At 48.1% G+C, this 13,651-nt stretch carries 14 protein-coding genes and 1 tRNA gene; 6 read left to right on the top strand and 9 right to left on the bottom strand.

Annotated elements, in window-relative coordinates:
- On the top strand, positions 1 to 180 hold a 180-nt coding region (locus GOU96_RS14695), incomplete at its 5' end, for a hypothetical protein (RefSeq protein ID WP_324701992.1).
- Between the two features lie 3 nt (positions 181 to 183).
- Here the strand turns inward: GOU96_RS14695 and artM are convergent.
- The 7 genes from artM to GOU96_RS14660 all read right to left on the bottom strand — a co-directional run bounded on the left by artM (position 184) and on the right by GOU96_RS14660 (position 6,778).
- Positions 184 to 852 carry an arginine ABC transporter permease ArtM gene (artM, locus tag GOU96_RS14690; RefSeq protein WP_000662924.1) on the bottom strand — a complete coding sequence of 223 codons (669 nt, stop codon included), beginning with the start codon at positions 850 to 852 and terminating at the stop codon, positions 184 to 186.
- Positions 849 to 1,538: an arginine ABC transporter permease ArtQ gene (artQ, locus tag GOU96_RS14685; protein WP_000244567.1), complete on the bottom strand. Its 690-nt coding sequence runs from the start codon at positions 1,536 to 1,538 to the stop codon at positions 849 to 851. Before artQ ends, artM begins: the two co-directional genes overlap by 4 nt.
- A gap of 1 nt (position 1,539) precedes the next feature.
- Positions 1,540 to 2,271: an arginine ABC transporter substrate-binding protein gene (locus GOU96_RS14680; protein WP_000722145.1), complete on the bottom strand. Its 732-nt coding sequence runs from the start codon at positions 2,269 to 2,271 to the stop codon at positions 1,540 to 1,542.
- Between the two features lie 73 nt (positions 2,272 to 2,344).
- Positions 2,345 to 3,073: an arginine ABC transporter ATP-binding protein ArtP gene (gene artP / locus GOU96_RS14675; RefSeq protein WP_001925350.1), complete on the bottom strand. Its 729-nt coding sequence runs from the start codon at positions 3,071 to 3,073 to the stop codon at positions 2,345 to 2,347.
- Between the two features lie 295 nt (positions 3,074 to 3,368).
- A tRNA-Cys gene (locus tag GOU96_RS14670) sits at positions 3,369 to 3,442 on the bottom strand.
- A 223-nt stretch (positions 3,443 to 3,665) separates the two neighbouring features.
- Positions 3,666 to 5,111, bottom strand: coding sequence for an ATPase RavA stimulator ViaA (gene viaA, locus GOU96_RS14665; protein ID WP_000899948.1), 1,446 nt, complete (start codon positions 5,109 to 5,111; stop codon positions 3,666 to 3,668).
- An 8-nt stretch (positions 5,112 to 5,119) separates the two neighbouring features.
- Positions 5,120 to 6,778, bottom strand: a complete 1,659-nt coding sequence (locus GOU96_RS14660) for an ATPase RavA domain-containing protein (protein ID WP_114812076.1) — start codon at positions 6,776 to 6,778, stop codon at positions 5,120 to 5,122.
- Positions 6,779 to 7,130: 352 nt separating this feature from the next.
- Here GOU96_RS14660 and GOU96_RS14655 point away from each other — a divergent pair, with 352 nt between their 5' ends.
- The 4 genes from GOU96_RS14655 (at position 7,131) to GOU96_RS14640 (ending at position 9,938) form a co-directional block, all read left to right on the top strand.
- Positions 7,131 to 7,646, top strand: a complete 516-nt coding sequence (locus tag GOU96_RS14655; protein WP_000034740.1) for an NUDIX hydrolase — start codon at positions 7,131 to 7,133, stop codon at positions 7,644 to 7,646.
- Between the two features lie 8 nt (positions 7,647 to 7,654).
- On the top strand, positions 7,655 to 8,662 hold the full coding sequence (ltaE, locus tag GOU96_RS14650; protein ID WP_001959549.1) for a low-specificity L-threonine aldolase: 1,008 nt from the start codon (positions 7,655 to 7,657) through the stop codon (positions 8,660 to 8,662).
- 129 nt (positions 8,663 to 8,791) lie between these two features.
- Positions 8,792 to 9,100 carry a c-type cytochrome gene (locus tag GOU96_RS14645; protein WP_001266838.1) on the top strand — a complete coding sequence of 103 codons (309 nt, stop codon included), beginning with the start codon at positions 8,792 to 8,794 and terminating at the stop codon, positions 9,098 to 9,100.
- A gap of 103 nt (positions 9,101 to 9,203) precedes the next feature.
- On the top strand, positions 9,204 to 9,938 hold the full coding sequence (locus GOU96_RS14640; RefSeq protein ID WP_000570594.1) for a TetR/AcrR family transcriptional regulator: 735 nt from the start codon (positions 9,204 to 9,206) through the stop codon (positions 9,936 to 9,938).
- 99 nt (positions 9,939 to 10,037) lie between these two features.
- Here GOU96_RS14640 and GOU96_RS14635 read toward each other — a convergent pair whose 3' ends face one another.
- A complete protein-coding gene (locus GOU96_RS14635; protein WP_175248530.1) occupies positions 10,038 to 11,306 on the bottom strand; it encodes a DEAD/DEAH box helicase in 1,269 nt (422 codons plus the stop codon).
- A 36-nt stretch (positions 11,307 to 11,342) separates the two neighbouring features.
- Positions 11,343 to 11,924 (bottom strand): ACP phosphodiesterase, encoded by a 582-nt coding sequence (locus tag GOU96_RS14630; RefSeq protein ID WP_175248531.1) that lies wholly within the window; start codon positions 11,922 to 11,924, stop codon positions 11,343 to 11,345.
- A gap of 519 nt (positions 11,925 to 12,443) precedes the next feature.
- Here GOU96_RS14630 and GOU96_RS14625 point away from each other — a divergent pair.
- Positions 12,444 to 13,646 carry an aromatic amino acid transport family protein gene (locus GOU96_RS14625; protein ID WP_000194442.1) on the top strand — a complete coding sequence of 401 codons (1,203 nt, stop codon included), beginning with the start codon at positions 12,444 to 12,446 and terminating at the stop codon, positions 13,644 to 13,646.
- The last annotated feature ends 5 nt before the right edge of the window (positions 13,647 to 13,651 follow it).

Genomic DNA, 13,651 nt, shown 5'->3' with positions numbered 1-13,651 from the left:
ACGCATACTGCGATGGAAGACACCATCTGTTCTAACGAGCTTTGCCGTGAGAACGAGGCGTACTTTAACGGATTGAGATTTCTGGTCAATAAAAAATTTCAGCAATTTAATCAAGTGATTAAAAAGCACACCATAGCGTACAAATGGCGTGCACAACGCACAAAAACCATTCAACACTAAAAATCAATACGCCTCAAACGCTAACGCTTTTTTCTCGATTTGGCGGAAGATCAGGGTCAGAATGCCGTTCACTGCAAGGTAAAATGCCCCGGCAATCCCAAAGACTGTCAACGTATCGTAGGTTTGGGCGTTGATGCGCTGCGCGTAGCCCATCAAATCCATAATGGTGATCGTGCTAGCCAGCGAAGTGCCTTTAAAGACAAGAATCACTTCGTTGGAATAAGCTGGCACAGCTCTGCGTAATGCATAAGGCAGCAACACCCGTAGCGTAGCAATTTTATTCATGCCTAACGCGCGGCACGCTTGCCACTGCCCACTAGGAATGGCGTTAAATGCGCCTTTAAACAGTTGCGTACTGTACGCCGCCGTGTTGAGCGCCAAAGCCAGCATAGCGCAAAACCAAGGTTGGCTGAGCCATACCCAAAGTACGCTTTCGCGGATCCATTCAAACTGTCCAGGGCCGTAATACACCAAGAAAATTTGCACCAGCAGCGGAGTGCCGGTAAACAAGGTGATCACCGCACGGCTAAACCAATGCACGACGGGCGTGCGCATCACCAAGCTTACAGTCATCAAGAGCGACAATATGCAACCCACCAGCAGCGAAGCCGCGGTCAGTTGTAAACTGGTGCCTAAGCCTTCAAGCAGTTGCCATAGGTGTTGCTCTTTCATGCGCTGGCTCCTTGGCTATGGCTCATGCCTTGTATCGAAAACTTGTTATCTATCACTTTTACGGCGCGCTGCGTGATCAATGTGATCACCAGATACACCGCCGCCGCCGTTGCATACCACGTAAAGGCTTCATGGGTGGCCGCGGAAGTGAGCTGCGCTTGTTTCAGTAGATCCGTCACCCCAATCAAAGAAACTAACGCCGTATCTTTAAGTAACACTAGCCATTGGTTCATTAAACCGGGAAGTGCGTGGCGGACCGCTTGCGGCAGTACAATACGAATAAATGCATGGCTAGGCGGAATTCCTAACGCGCTGGCCGCTTCACGCTGTCCTCTGCCCACGGCTTTGAGTGCACCGCGCAACGTCTGCGAAGCGTACGAAGCAAAAATCAGCGAGAGCGCAATCACACCAGAGATAAACGGGCTGATCTCAATAAATTCACCAGTGATGAAAAACAGCACTTGGGTCGAGCCAAAGTAGATAAACAGCACCACCAAAAGCTCAGGCAAACCGCGGATCACGGTGACCAACAAAGTGGTTGGCCATTTGATCAATTTCAGTTTTGCCATTTCACCGCCAGCAAACACCAGTGCCAACAGTAACCCGACCAGCAAGCTGGCCAACGCAATTTGTAGCGTCATCCAGCTTGCTTGGACTAGTGATAAAGAGTAGCCCGTTAACACCATCTTAGTTTCCGAAGTACTTATTGAAGATCGCGGCGTATTCGCCATTTTCTTTCACGGCTTCCAACGCTGCGTTGAGTTGATCAAGCAGCGCTTGGTTATCTTTATTCACCGCAATACCAAAACCATTGCCGAAGTATTGTGGATTGGTCACTCGCTCACCAACATACTCCAGCTTGTTGTCGCCTTTAAACCATTCAGCCACAACCGCAGTATCACCGAATACCGAATCAATACGGCCATTTTTCATATCGATAAACGCATCTTGGTAGCTTGAGTATGGTACCGCGACAACATCAGAACGTTGCTCTAACAAAAAGCTTTGGTGAGTAGTACCATTTTGCACACCAACACGTTTGCCTTTCAGCGTCGCTTGATCCGCCACTTTGCCCGCCAGAGAAACGAAGGCGGCTGAGTTGTCGTAGTACGGATTAGAGAAATTCACCTGCTCTAAACGCGCTTCGGTGATGTCCATTGCCGAAATGGCGGCATCATAACGTTTGAATTTCAGTGCTGGGATCAAGCTGTCAAACGCTTGGTTGTGGAAGCTACATTTCGCTTCAAGTTGCTTACACAGCGCATTCGCTAAATCCACATCAAAACCTTGGATTTGGTTGTTCTCATCCATGTATTCGAACGGCGCGTAAGTCGCTTCCATCACAAACTTGATCTCTTGTTGCGCAGCTGCGCTAGCAGAAACCAAACCAATCAAAGACGCGAGTAGGATCTTTTTCATTGCAATACTCCATGTGTTCTGCGAAATCTGGCGCATCACTGGCCAGAATCTGTGGGCTAATATCAGTAACTTCTTAATGTTTTAAATAATCGGCAAACTGCTGAGTCTGCGGATGGGTAAAGGAGGCGTGCGTGCCGTGTTCAACAATGCGCCCTTTTTCGAGGTAGAGCACATGGCTGGCGATTTTCTTGGCAAAGTCGACTTCATGAGTCACCACCACTTGCGTGATCCCTGTGCCACTTAACTCTTTGATAATTTTCACAACTTGATTGGTGATCTCAGGATCCAGAGCCGCTGTCGGCTCATCAAACAGCAGTACATCCGGCTTCATCATCAGTGCACGCGCAATCGCCACTCGCTGCTGCTGGCCACCCGAGAGTTGTAGCGGCCACGCATCGGCTTTATCTGCCAGTTGCAACGTTTTCAGGATCTCGATGGCTTGCTGTTTGGCTTGCGATTTCGCCATACCTGCGACTTTCACGGGGGCTTCCACCAGATTTTCCAGCACAGTCATATGCGGCCATAGATGGTATTGCTGAAACACCATGCCCACTTTGCGACGTAGCGCTAAGCCTTGCTGCTCAGTTGGATGTGTTGAAAAATCAAACGATTGATTGGCGATATGCAGTTGGCCATTATCGGCCGTTTCAAGAAGATTGAGCACACGCAGCAGTGAGCTTTTACCCGCACCGCTTGGCCCAAGTAGCACTAAAGTTTCACCACTCGCACATTCAAAGTGGATGTCGTGCAGCACCTGAGTGGTGCCATAAGACTTGTTAATTCCGTTAACTCGAATACTCATGCTGACATACTGCATTAATTATCATCTGGCGTTCATACTACTACGAACGTATTTTTATGCAATAAAAATGTATAAAAACCAAAACCACAGACTGTTTGTATAAAAAAACGTCATAAGAATAGCAAAAACGACTGGTTAAACCACAACCAAATGCATAAAGCGTGATAAGTAAACCGGAAATACTCAGTAGGGAGCGATGAGATATAAATGGAATATGGAGTGGGGACTCGATTGAAGAAACGCAGACACAAAAAAACCAGCACTTGGCTGGCTTAAGCGATGACTTCAAAAGAAATGGAGGCGCGTCCCGGAGTCGAACCGAGGTTCACGGATTTGCAATCCGCTGCATGGCCACTCTGCCAACGCGCCTCTGAAGTCAAACGAAGGATTTGCTTCGTTGCTTGCGCTGCGTACTTTACGGATTATGCGAACTGAGTCAAACAAAAAAATGAAATGCCGGATCGTTTGCTGAGATTTAGCGCAATCTGCTCAACTGACCGTCGCAAGCAAACCAACCTATCCCCTTCTGACTTGAAGCAGCAGTGGCGTTGACGACTTGCTACTTCCCGTCGTTGGGTATGAAGCATTCAAGTTACCACTTCTTCATTAGCCGCCCAACCAAACTCGGATGATAGCTCCAGCAGTGATCAAACATACTCATCAACTGCGGGTTGCCGTATTTTGATAGGCTTATGGCATGAAAACGGTTTTTGCGCGTTTTAAGTTCCGCCACTTGCGCCAGCAGTTCGTCACTTTGTTTGGGTGCAATGAAATCCGACATCACAACCAAATCGCCATTGCGATACTTATCACTGCTCATCAGTTCAATCGATTTGAGGATCACGGGCTCAAAATCTGTACCGCCATGAAACGAATAACTTAAGAAGTCACTCGCTTCGCGCAGTCCATCTTGGCGAGTCAATTCGTAGGTAATGAACTCGGAAGAAAACAGCATCACATAACAATCACGATCTTCTGCCAACGCAATTTGCATCAGCGCATAAGCCATGGCTTTGGCACACTGCTCGGGAAAGCCACTCATGGATCCTGATGCATCAATACAGAGAATGAACGGCCCTTTTTCGATATCAACCTGTTTGTTGTCAGGACGATGGGCTCGCACCTTACGCAGAGTGCGTGATTTCCCCTGCATGCGATAGTTCATTAACCGTTTATCGACCAAGTGCTTATAAAACACCACTTCCAGCTCTGGATAAGCTAAAAACATGGTTTCGTTGGGCAGTAACTTATTCAAATCGTCACTTTCGTGGATACCCACAATGTCATCGGTCGCTTCATCTGAACGCTCTTCGACCATTTGCATCTCTTCAGCGGGCGCACGATTTAGGTCTGGATCGTCAACCTGTCCAGCCATTCGCCCGAGCTGCTCGGCGATTTCCTGCATGCCTTTGTGTTTTTTGAGAAACTCAGCGTAACGCTTCATGACCGTGAGGTCATTGCGGCTCAATTTCGCCGCCGCCATATCCCAAAGTCGGCCGACGATCGCGTCATCCCCCGCTTCAGTGACCTTATCCATATTGCGCATGGTTTCCATACGCTGATAGAGATCAGCCAACATACGCTCTTTGTTGGCTTTAAGTTCGATCACCTGCGCTTGGCGAATCGCATCAGACAGTGATTTATACCACTGATCACAAAAGAAATGAGGGAACATGGGGTTATGATGCAGCTTCTCTTTTTCGAGCAAGCGACGCGCTTCTAAGTAGAATGCGGAGTCCCATTCCAGTTTCTTCACCACGTCTGGGACTTGCGTAAAAAACGTCTCTTCATCCCAGTGAATCACTTCTTGGTAGAGGGCTAACTCACGTTGGAAACGTTCGGTTTCACACACTTTGGTCATACGACGACGAACGCTGGTGCGCCACTTGATCAGATGATTTTTCACTGACGTGCCCACACCACGATTTTCCGCCATCATCATCACTTGGGAACGCGCAACCAAGTCATTGACGGCGGTATCAATCAAGCCAGATTCTGCTATGGCAACAACCAGATTAAACGCATCCGCCCCTAACATAATGACACCTAAGCAAAAAATTGGTTGAGGTTACGAATGCGCATCACGTTACGCTCGCATTCAACTTGAGTGGCATCCAACTGCTGCTGCAGCTCATGCAAGGTCGCTTGCATTGCCGTCGGCAATTCAGGGTCGATAAAACTGTGCGGCAGCGCATCGTGAAATTTGAGGCGTACTTTACGTAAATGGTGCTCCGCATGAGTGAGCTGCGCCATGGCTTGATCCGCTTTCGTCAGCCAATTCTGATACAGCGACTCATCTAAACCTTGTTTGGTGACCATCGCCAGAAGTACGGAGCGGTTGGCAATATCTTTAATCACCAGATTGTTACTGGCATCGAGATCAAAGCGTAAGCGGCATAGATTGGTGTTTTGGTTCACATAGCCATAGGCTTCGCCGTGTCCTTCTTTAATCACGCGCTCTAATTCACTTTTCTGTACGTAAATCCAACGGCTATCGCCTTTCTCACCTTCAGAAACTGACATATTGCTCTGCAATAACACCAGCTTAATCAAATCAGGCGTCATACCCACTTTGTAAATTTGGGCATCAGACAGGTCATATTGATGATGAACTTGTTTTTTGATTAAGCCATTGGTGGTTTCCAGTGACAGCACCATGGCAAACTCAGACTCTAGCTCTTCTTGAATTTGGGCAAGTTCAAGTCGACATACATCGAGCTGTTGCTCCACTTCTGCTTGGTCAAAGGCGTAACGCAGCGCAAATTCGCGGATCACCTCATGAACCACATCATGTGATTCTGGGGTATTCCACAAACAGTTTTGCAACAGCAGTAGATCTAACGGGTTAATCTCGTCTCGGCCATTAAAAAATGCACTGGCTTTCAAAAGCTTGGCCGCTTTTTTCCAACGGCGGTCAGACACATACATCTCTAAATCTGAACCCGCACTCTCTTTTGAGCGCTCTTCAACCATGGTTTTCAACTGGTAGAGCTTTTCGAAAACGTCATCACTGAGTTCAAGCTTATCCAGTTGCTGCTGCCATTGGTGATACTCTTCATCGGTGATCGCCAGCCCTGCTGGAATTTGCGCTTCTTGCGCTGTACCAACGGTAAGCATGGATTTGAAATTTTGTTTGTTTTGAATTCGATTTACAAAAATTCGTACCAACATACGGTCATAGAGTGCTTCGAGGCCGCTGTCTTCGTCTGGGAGTTCATTGGAGGCCGTCACTAAGAGACGCATCGGTACGCGCTCAATATCGCTGCCATTTTTGAAGGTTTTCTCGTTGACAACCGTTAGTAAGGTGTTGAGGATGGCAGGCCCTGCCTTCCAGATTTCATCCAAGAACACGACCTGTGCGGTAGGCAAATAACCTTGGGTGAGGCGCACATAACGACCATTGTCTTTCAATTCTTGAATACTCAGCGGCCCAAACACCTCTTCGGGGGTTGAAAAGCGGGTCATCAGATATTCAAAATAACTGCTGTTATCAAATGCTTGAATCAAACGCTTAGCGATGAGGCTTTTGGCGATCCCCGGTGGGCCGAGCAAAAACACACTTTCACCAGCCAACGCGGTCAATAAACAGAGCTTGATGGTATTTTCACGCTCATACACGCCATCAGAGAGCGCCTTGGCCAGCTTATTGATTCGCTCTGAAAGCAGCGCTTTGCGCGCATGTGAGCTGTGGGTGGGTTGCAGCATCTCTTGATTCCTCAGACAAAGCCCAAATTGGGTAACACGTTTTCAATAAGCGCTGTTTCTATGAACAATCGCTCTATAAACAATGGCTCTATAAACAATAGTTTCAATAAACAATCGCTTTATACAATTGTTGTCGATTTGTTACAAAGTCTATTTTTTTGTTTTGCGCATCCTTATAACAGATCTCATTTCCTTGAAACAATTGGTAATCATTGATTGCACATTTAGCGGCTCAACTTCTCGCCATTTCCACAGACACGACGCAAAAAGTACAATTTATTCTTGGGGATGCCACTGAACCTAAGGTAAGGTGACTCCCTCATCACCGCTTTATTTTGACAAGACACACTCCATGAGCAAAATCATCCATCAATGGAAAAGCATCGCACTGGTCGAGGAGGACGTTTTGCTTCCGAATGGCCACTCGGTCACACATACCACGATTTCACACCCCGGTGCGGCAGTGATTTTACCACTGACTGACCAAGGCGAGATTGTACTGATACGCCAATTTCGCCCCTCGCTCAAAAAATGGTTACTCGAACTTCCTGCTGGCACTATAGAAGAGGGGGAACCGCCTCTTTCCTGTGCGCAGCGCGAATTAGAGGAAGAAACCGGCTTTAGCGCTCAGCAATTTATCGAACTCGGTCAAGTCACGCCGCTCGCGGGTTTCTGCGATGAAATTCAACATCTGTTTGTCGCAAAAAACCTAAGCAAAACGGCGCGCTATTCTTGCGATGAGGACGAAGTGATTGAAGTCCTCTTTCTTACCCCACAAGAATTAGAACGTAAAATTGTTTTCGGCGACATCACCGATTCCAAAACCATTGCTTGTTTAAGTAAAGCCAAACTTTGCGGATATTTGTAGGAGAAAATATGGACTTTCGATCGGATACCGTTACCCAACCGACCGACGCGATGCGTCAAGCGATGGCACAAGCCCCTGTGGGTGACGATGTGTATGGCGATGATCCCACCGTCAACGAGTTAGAACAGTGGGCGGCCGAGCGCCATGGCTTTGAAGCCGCGCTGTTTACCACCTCAGGCACTCAAGCCAATTTGTTAGGTTTACTCGCTCATTGCGAGCGCGGCGACGAATATTTGTGTGGCCAGCAAGCCCATAACTATCGTTATGAAGCTGGCGGAGCCGCCGTACTTGGCTCTATCCAGCCACAACCGATTGACAATGAACCGGATGGCACTCTCGATTTCGCCAAACTCAAAGCAGCGATCAAACCGGATGATGCGCATTTTGCCCGCACCAAACTGCTCAGCTTGGAAAACACCATCAATGGTAAAGTGCTTCCACTTAGTTATTTGGCGAAGGCGCGCGAGTTTGTTGATCAACATGGTTTGCAACTGCACCTTGATGGGGCTCGGGTCTACAACGCGGCGGTCGCACTGGATGTGGATGTCAAAGAGATCGCGCAATATTTTGATTCGATCACCGTGTGTCTATCCAAAGGCTTAGCCGCGCCAGTCGGTTCGTTACTGCTCGGTTCCAAGGACTTTATTGCCAAAGCGAGACGCTGGCGAAAAATGGTCGGTGGCGGTATGCGCCAAGCGGGCATTTTAGCTGCAGCGGGGAAATTGGCGCTCACCGAGCAAGTCACGCAACTCAAGACCGATCATGATAATGCTCGTCATCTGGCTTTGGGGCTGAATGCTTTACCGGGATTTTCGGTTAATACCGAATGGGTACAGACCAATATTGTGTTTGCTAAATTGGACACGACAGTCGATATCCAGTCCATCGCCCAGCAACTTCGCCAAGAAGGCATTATCATCACCGCGGGTAATCCAGTGCGCTTCGTGACACATAAAGACATTACACGTCAGGATATTGATACCCTACTCGCCAAACTGCGCACCTTACTGGCTTGAGTGAGGTTGAGAATGCCAACAGGCTCGTAAACTCTCTTTATTCTCGCTCGCGCTCTCTTGAGCTTCCCCTTAGGGGAAGCTTTATACTTCGCGCTACTGATTCCCTCCCCTCTTGTTTGGAGTTTATTGATGCGCGTTGTCTGCTCTCTGCTTTGTTTAACCCTTGTTTCGACTCCGCTCTTCGCCAGTGGCGATCCGGTACTCGGTAAACAAAAAGCGCCAAGTTGTGTGTTTTGCCACGGCACCGACGGCAAAGCTACTCAGGTCAGCTATCCTAACCTTGATGGGCAAAGCGCAGAATACCTGTATAGCGCGATGAAGGCTTATCAACTAGGCGAGCGCACAGGCCCAATGGCGGAGATGATGAGAGCTCAGTTGCAACGTTTAAATGATCAAGATTTGCGCGACATTGCTGCTTTTTATGCCTCATCCCAATGAGTTTTTCCCCAAAGTTCCACTTTTAAGCACAAGAGTCATGAAAAATTCGCGCAGATCTGGTAAAAATCGGGACGTCTCAGTGACCGTTATACATTAGGTTGACATGATTGAAAAAAAACAGGGGCGGCGTAGTGCGCAAGATGCCCAAAAAACGCGCTATCACATTATCACCATAGCGGCAGAGCTGTTCTGCGAGCTCGGTTATTCACGCGTTTCTCTGCGTCATATCAGTGAAAAGGCCGGCGTCTCACATAGCTTGATCCGCCATCATTTCGGCAGTAAAGAAAAGATCTGGCACAGCATCAGCGATGGCCTGCATGATTATATGATTCGCTACATGCAGACGGTGCTCCAAGCCATGCCGGCAGAAACTCCCGTCAACGTAAAGCTGTACACTTTCATCATGCGCATGTTGGCACATGGCTTAATCATTAAACAGCCAATCCAATTGATTGCGGATGCCGTACGCCAAGAAGATAAGTTATTCGATTATTTCCTCGATACTTCTGGAGAGATTGAACGCTTGGTTGAATCGTTGGCGGATGACTATAACCGTCAGTACCCCCAATCTCCGATCCATTTGTGGGAAATCAAATGGCAGCTAATTATGTACACTCACAGCGCCGCCAGTTTGACGCCTTTTATGCGTGCAACTTGGGCCCCGGAAATTGAAGACGTTTCCGCCTGTTTACTCAAACATTGGCAGTTGTTTAACGCTTTGATGGTTGAGAAGTTTCATGTCGCCAAGCCTTACATTATGCAGCCCAACTCGGTGGATGAGCTGGTGTATACCCTCAGTTGCGACTGGCGAGATGTCTATAAAGAGACGGAAGAGTAATAGGCGATGTGAGCTATCCCCTTCCGATGCACTATTTGCGATGTGCTGTGATTGGGGATAGCAAACGGGATATCGATGGGTGCTACTTATTGACCCTACTTAACGCGCTTTTTTACCGCGCTGCGCATGGATTTTCAGCTGTGCTTTTAGTTTGCGTTTTTCTGACGAACGGCCAGCCGAGCGACGCGGTGAATTTTCCTCATGCACCACAGGGCTAGGCTCAAAACCTTTCAACCACTCTTGCGGCAGACGTGTATTGAGTAAACGCTCAATCGCTTCGAGTTGTGGCTGTTCATCATGCGACAGCAAAGAGATCGCCAATCCCGCTAAACCTGCGCGCCCCGTACGCCCAATACGATGTACATAGTCTTCCGCTTTAAATGGCATATCGTAGTTCACCACTTGCTCAAGCTGGGCAATATCTAACCCACGTGCGGCGACATCGGTCGCAATCAAAGCACGCACTTTACCTGCTTTAAAATCATCCAGAGCCTTTTGGCGTGCGCCTTGGCTTTTATCGCCATTAATCGACACCGCTTTTATGCCATCCAACTTGAGTTCTTCAGCCAGTGCATCACTGCCTTGACGGGTTTTGGTAAACACCAACACTTGCTGCCAATTTTTCGAACCGATCAGATAAGAGAGCAGTTCACGCTTGCGCTTTTTATCCACCGGATACACCATCTGCTGCACGGTTTCTGCCGTGGAATTGGATGGCGTCACCTGCACTTCGATAGGATCACGCATGATGCGATACGCGACCGCTTTGATTTTGCTATCAAACGTTGCAGAGAAAAACAGCGTTTGACGCAGTGGCGATAAACGGCGCAGCACGCGCTGCAGATCTGGCATAAAGCCCATATCCAGCATGCGATCCGCTTCATCGAGTACCAAGACTTCAACTTTGCCCAAAAACAGCGATTTCACATGGGCGTGATCGAGCAAACGCCCCGGCGTCGCAATCAAAATATCCACACCGCCACGCAAATGGTTGAGCTGTACCTTCATGCTCGTGCCGCCATAAACGGCTACGATCTTAAGCTCCATTCCTTTCGCGTAGGCTTGTAGGCTATCCAATACTTGCTGAGCTAACTCACGCGTCGGCACAAGCACTAACGCCCGGATCTCTTTGCTGTTTGTTTCACGCTGCCAAGGCTGCTCAATAAAGCGTTGGATCAAAGGTAAGCCAAATGCCGCCGTTTTACCGGTTCCGGTTTGCGCCCCTGCCAGTACATCTTTTCCTTGCAATACATGGGGAATAGCTTGCTGTTGGATTGGAGTGGGATTGACGATCCCAAGCTCGCTCAATGTATTCAGCAGACGAGAATCCAAGCCTAATTGCGAAAAAGTGATTGAGAGTTCTGACATGTCGCGTACCTAATAACTTTTGGGGCGCGGATTGTATCAAAGTGAACGGCGTTTGGCTTTCTCTAAAACATCCGGATACAGCACCGCAAACAGTGCTTGTAACTCGGTATAGTTGTCCTCTAATCCCTGCGCGCTATATGCCAAAGGCTGCATTCGAGGGCTGCGCTGCGCCATCCTGCTCAACGCATAGCGAATATTAGCCAACTCCGCATAGGAGGCTAACCATTCTCCTTGCCACATAGCACGATTCACTCGCACAAAACGCTCAGGCAGCGTCGATATACTTTCTTCGGCTATCCCTTGCTGTGCATGAGTCAGAAACTGCCCCAAGGGCTCGGCATGCCAATTCGACCAAGTATTGACTAAACAGTGATCCCAAAACAGGTCGAGGGCAATCGGCGCAAAGCGTTGTTGTTGGGAAGGAAACAGAGATTTCGCCGCTTTCATCACTGGGTGGCTATCGGTGTAAGCATCAACCCAGCGATGTAAACGGATTCCTTGCACTAAAGATTGCGGATACTGCTCTGTCGGATCACCTTTGACAAAATCTCCAAGTAAATTACCGAGTAAGCTACTTTGGCAGTGATGAGCAATATGCAAATGGGCAAGGAAATTCATGGGATAAGAGATTCGGTGTTACACCGAGATGGGAGATTATGACGCAGAGACGTCGGTTTGCTCTGATTCAACCGCTTGGTAATCACTGAGCGTAAAACCAATCTCCATCGCATCAAGCAGCTCTAGACATTCATCATTGTGATTGTGGTCACTCATTGTTGACCTCCTTAATTCATACTTATTTCATCCTTTTATACCCTTTCGACTTGAAGGTTCAGCTTCACGTTGAATGGGGATAACGGTTTCTGGTGAGACGTTCATCGTAAGTGCTTCCAGAAACGCCAATAAGGTTTACCACAGCTTGTAGTAAGTACCAAGATTTCTTTGTGGTAAAAACCTCAGCCACATAAAGTGTAAATTATTAATTACACTTTCGGATTTAAATTTTTACAAACAGATTGACGCAAATCGAAAGCTTCTACAGAATAGCCAAAAATTAGCGAAATGAGATTATTAATCGGTCAAATTTCGCACAAACCACTAAGCGCAACATCTAATAACGTATAAAAGAGTTTACACATGACGCAATCGAAGCTTTTAGGCAGTACTTTGATTATCGCAGGCACCACGATTGGTGCAGGAATGCTAGCTCTGCCTCTAGCTTCCGCCGGTATTGGCTTCTCAACCTCATTGATGATTATGCTCGGCTTGTGGATGCTGATGGCATTTACTGCATTGCTGATGGTAGAAATCCACCAGTACGCGGATAAAGAGGCAACGTTGCATACTCTCGCCAAACAGATTTTAGGCGATAAAGGCAAATGGGTTGCGACGTTCGCTATGTTATTTTTGTTTTACTCGCTGTGTGCGGCCTACATTGCTGGCGGCGGCGCACAATTTACCCAACGAATTACCGATTTCACTGGCGTGAACGTTGAAAGTTCGAGCGGTACTTTGCTGTTTACCTTGATTGTCGCTTTGGTCGTCACCGTTGGAACAGGCACAGTGGATCGCGTCAACCGCGTATTATTTGCCGGAAAGATGATCGCTATGGTAGCGGTACTGTTTTTCCTCGCGCCCAATGTTTCGCAGTCTTACTTACTGAGTATGCCGATTCAGCAGGGCTTGATTGTCGCGGCCATTCCCGTCATTTTTACTTCCTTTGGTTTCCACGGCAGTATTCCTGCGATTGTGAATTACTTGGATGGTGATACCCCTGCGCTGCGCAAAGCGATTTTGATCGGCTCTGCGATTCCGCTAGTGATTTACATTTTCTGGCAGTTGGTCACTCTTGGGGTAGTAAGTCAATCTGCCCTACTCGACAATATGGGGCTCACGGCGCTCATCGGTGTACTCTCGACCACGGTGCACCAATCGAATCTTGGCAACATCATCGGTGTTTTCGCTGACCTTGCTCTACTCACCTCGTTTTTGGGTGTTAGTCTAGGTTTGTTTGAATTTATGGGGGATTCTCTACGTAACCAACAAGGTAAAATGAACCGCCCATTAGCGTCTGTCGTCACCTTCTTACCACCACTGATTTTTGCACTGTTCTACCCGCAAGGCTTCATTATGGCGCTGGGCTATGCCGCGATTGCGCTCGCCATTCTGGCCATCTTTTTACCTCTGGTGATGGTGATCAAAGTGCGCCAACAAGCCACCGAGCAACACTATCAAGTTACAGGGGGCAATGGGGCCCTGCTTGTGACAGGTTTGGTCGGGCTGCTCATCATCGGCGCACAGCTATTGATTACGTTAGGCATACTTCCCGCTCTCGGTTAACCCTA

The organism is Vibrio sp. R-1 (genome assembly GCF_035615595.1).
Taxonomy (GTDB): domain Bacteria; phylum Pseudomonadota; class Gammaproteobacteria; order Enterobacterales; family Vibrionaceae; genus Vibrio; species Vibrio cholerae.
Note: the sequence above shows the minus strand (reverse complement) of the source record. Positions and strands in the feature narration are given on the sequence as shown.

What these genes read in the sequence shown, in the direction of transcription:
- GOU96_RS14640 (WP_000570594.1), top strand. Translation starts at nt 9,204, where the DNA reads ATGATTGAAAAAAAACAGGGGCGGCGTAGTGCGCAAGATGCCCAAAAA.
- GOU96_RS14655 (WP_000034740.1), top strand. Translation starts at nt 7,131, where the DNA reads ATGAGCAAAATCATCCATCAATGGAAAAGCATCGCACTGGTCGAGGAG.
- GOU96_RS14680 (WP_000722145.1), bottom strand. Translation starts at nt 2,271, where the DNA reads ATGAAAAAGATCCTACTCGCGTCTTTGATTGGTTTGGTTTCTGCTAGC.
- ltaE (WP_001959549.1), top strand. Translation starts at nt 7,655, where the DNA reads ATGGACTTTCGATCGGATACCGTTACCCAACCGACCGACGCGATGCGT.
- artM (WP_000662924.1), bottom strand. Translation starts at nt 852, where the DNA reads ATGAAAGAGCAACACCTATGGCAACTGCTTGAAGGCTTAGGCACCAGT.
- GOU96_RS14625 (WP_000194442.1), top strand. Translation starts at nt 12,444, where the DNA reads ATGACGCAATCGAAGCTTTTAGGCAGTACTTTGATTATCGCAGGCACC.
- GOU96_RS14630 (WP_175248531.1), bottom strand. Translation starts at nt 11,924, where the DNA reads ATGAATTTCCTTGCCCATTTGCATATTGCTCATCACTGCCAAAGTAGC.
- artP (WP_001925350.1), bottom strand. Translation starts at nt 3,073, where the DNA reads ATGAGTATTCGAGTTAACGGAATTAACAAGTCTTATGGCACCACTCAG.
- GOU96_RS14645 (WP_001266838.1), top strand. Translation starts at nt 8,792, where the DNA reads ATGCGCGTTGTCTGCTCTCTGCTTTGTTTAACCCTTGTTTCGACTCCG.
- viaA (WP_000899948.1), bottom strand. Translation starts at nt 5,111, where the DNA reads ATGTTAGGGGCGGATGCGTTTAATCTGGTTGTTGCCATAGCAGAATCT.
- artQ (WP_000244567.1), bottom strand. Translation starts at nt 1,538, where the DNA reads ATGGTGTTAACGGGCTACTCTTTATCACTAGTCCAAGCAAGCTGGATG.
- GOU96_RS14635 (WP_175248530.1), bottom strand. Translation starts at nt 11,306, where the DNA reads ATGTCAGAACTCTCAATCACTTTTTCGCAATTAGGCTTGGATTCTCGT.
- GOU96_RS14660 (WP_114812076.1), bottom strand. Translation starts at nt 6,778, where the DNA reads ATGCTGCAACCCACCCACAGCTCACATGCGCGCAAAGCGCTGCTTTCA.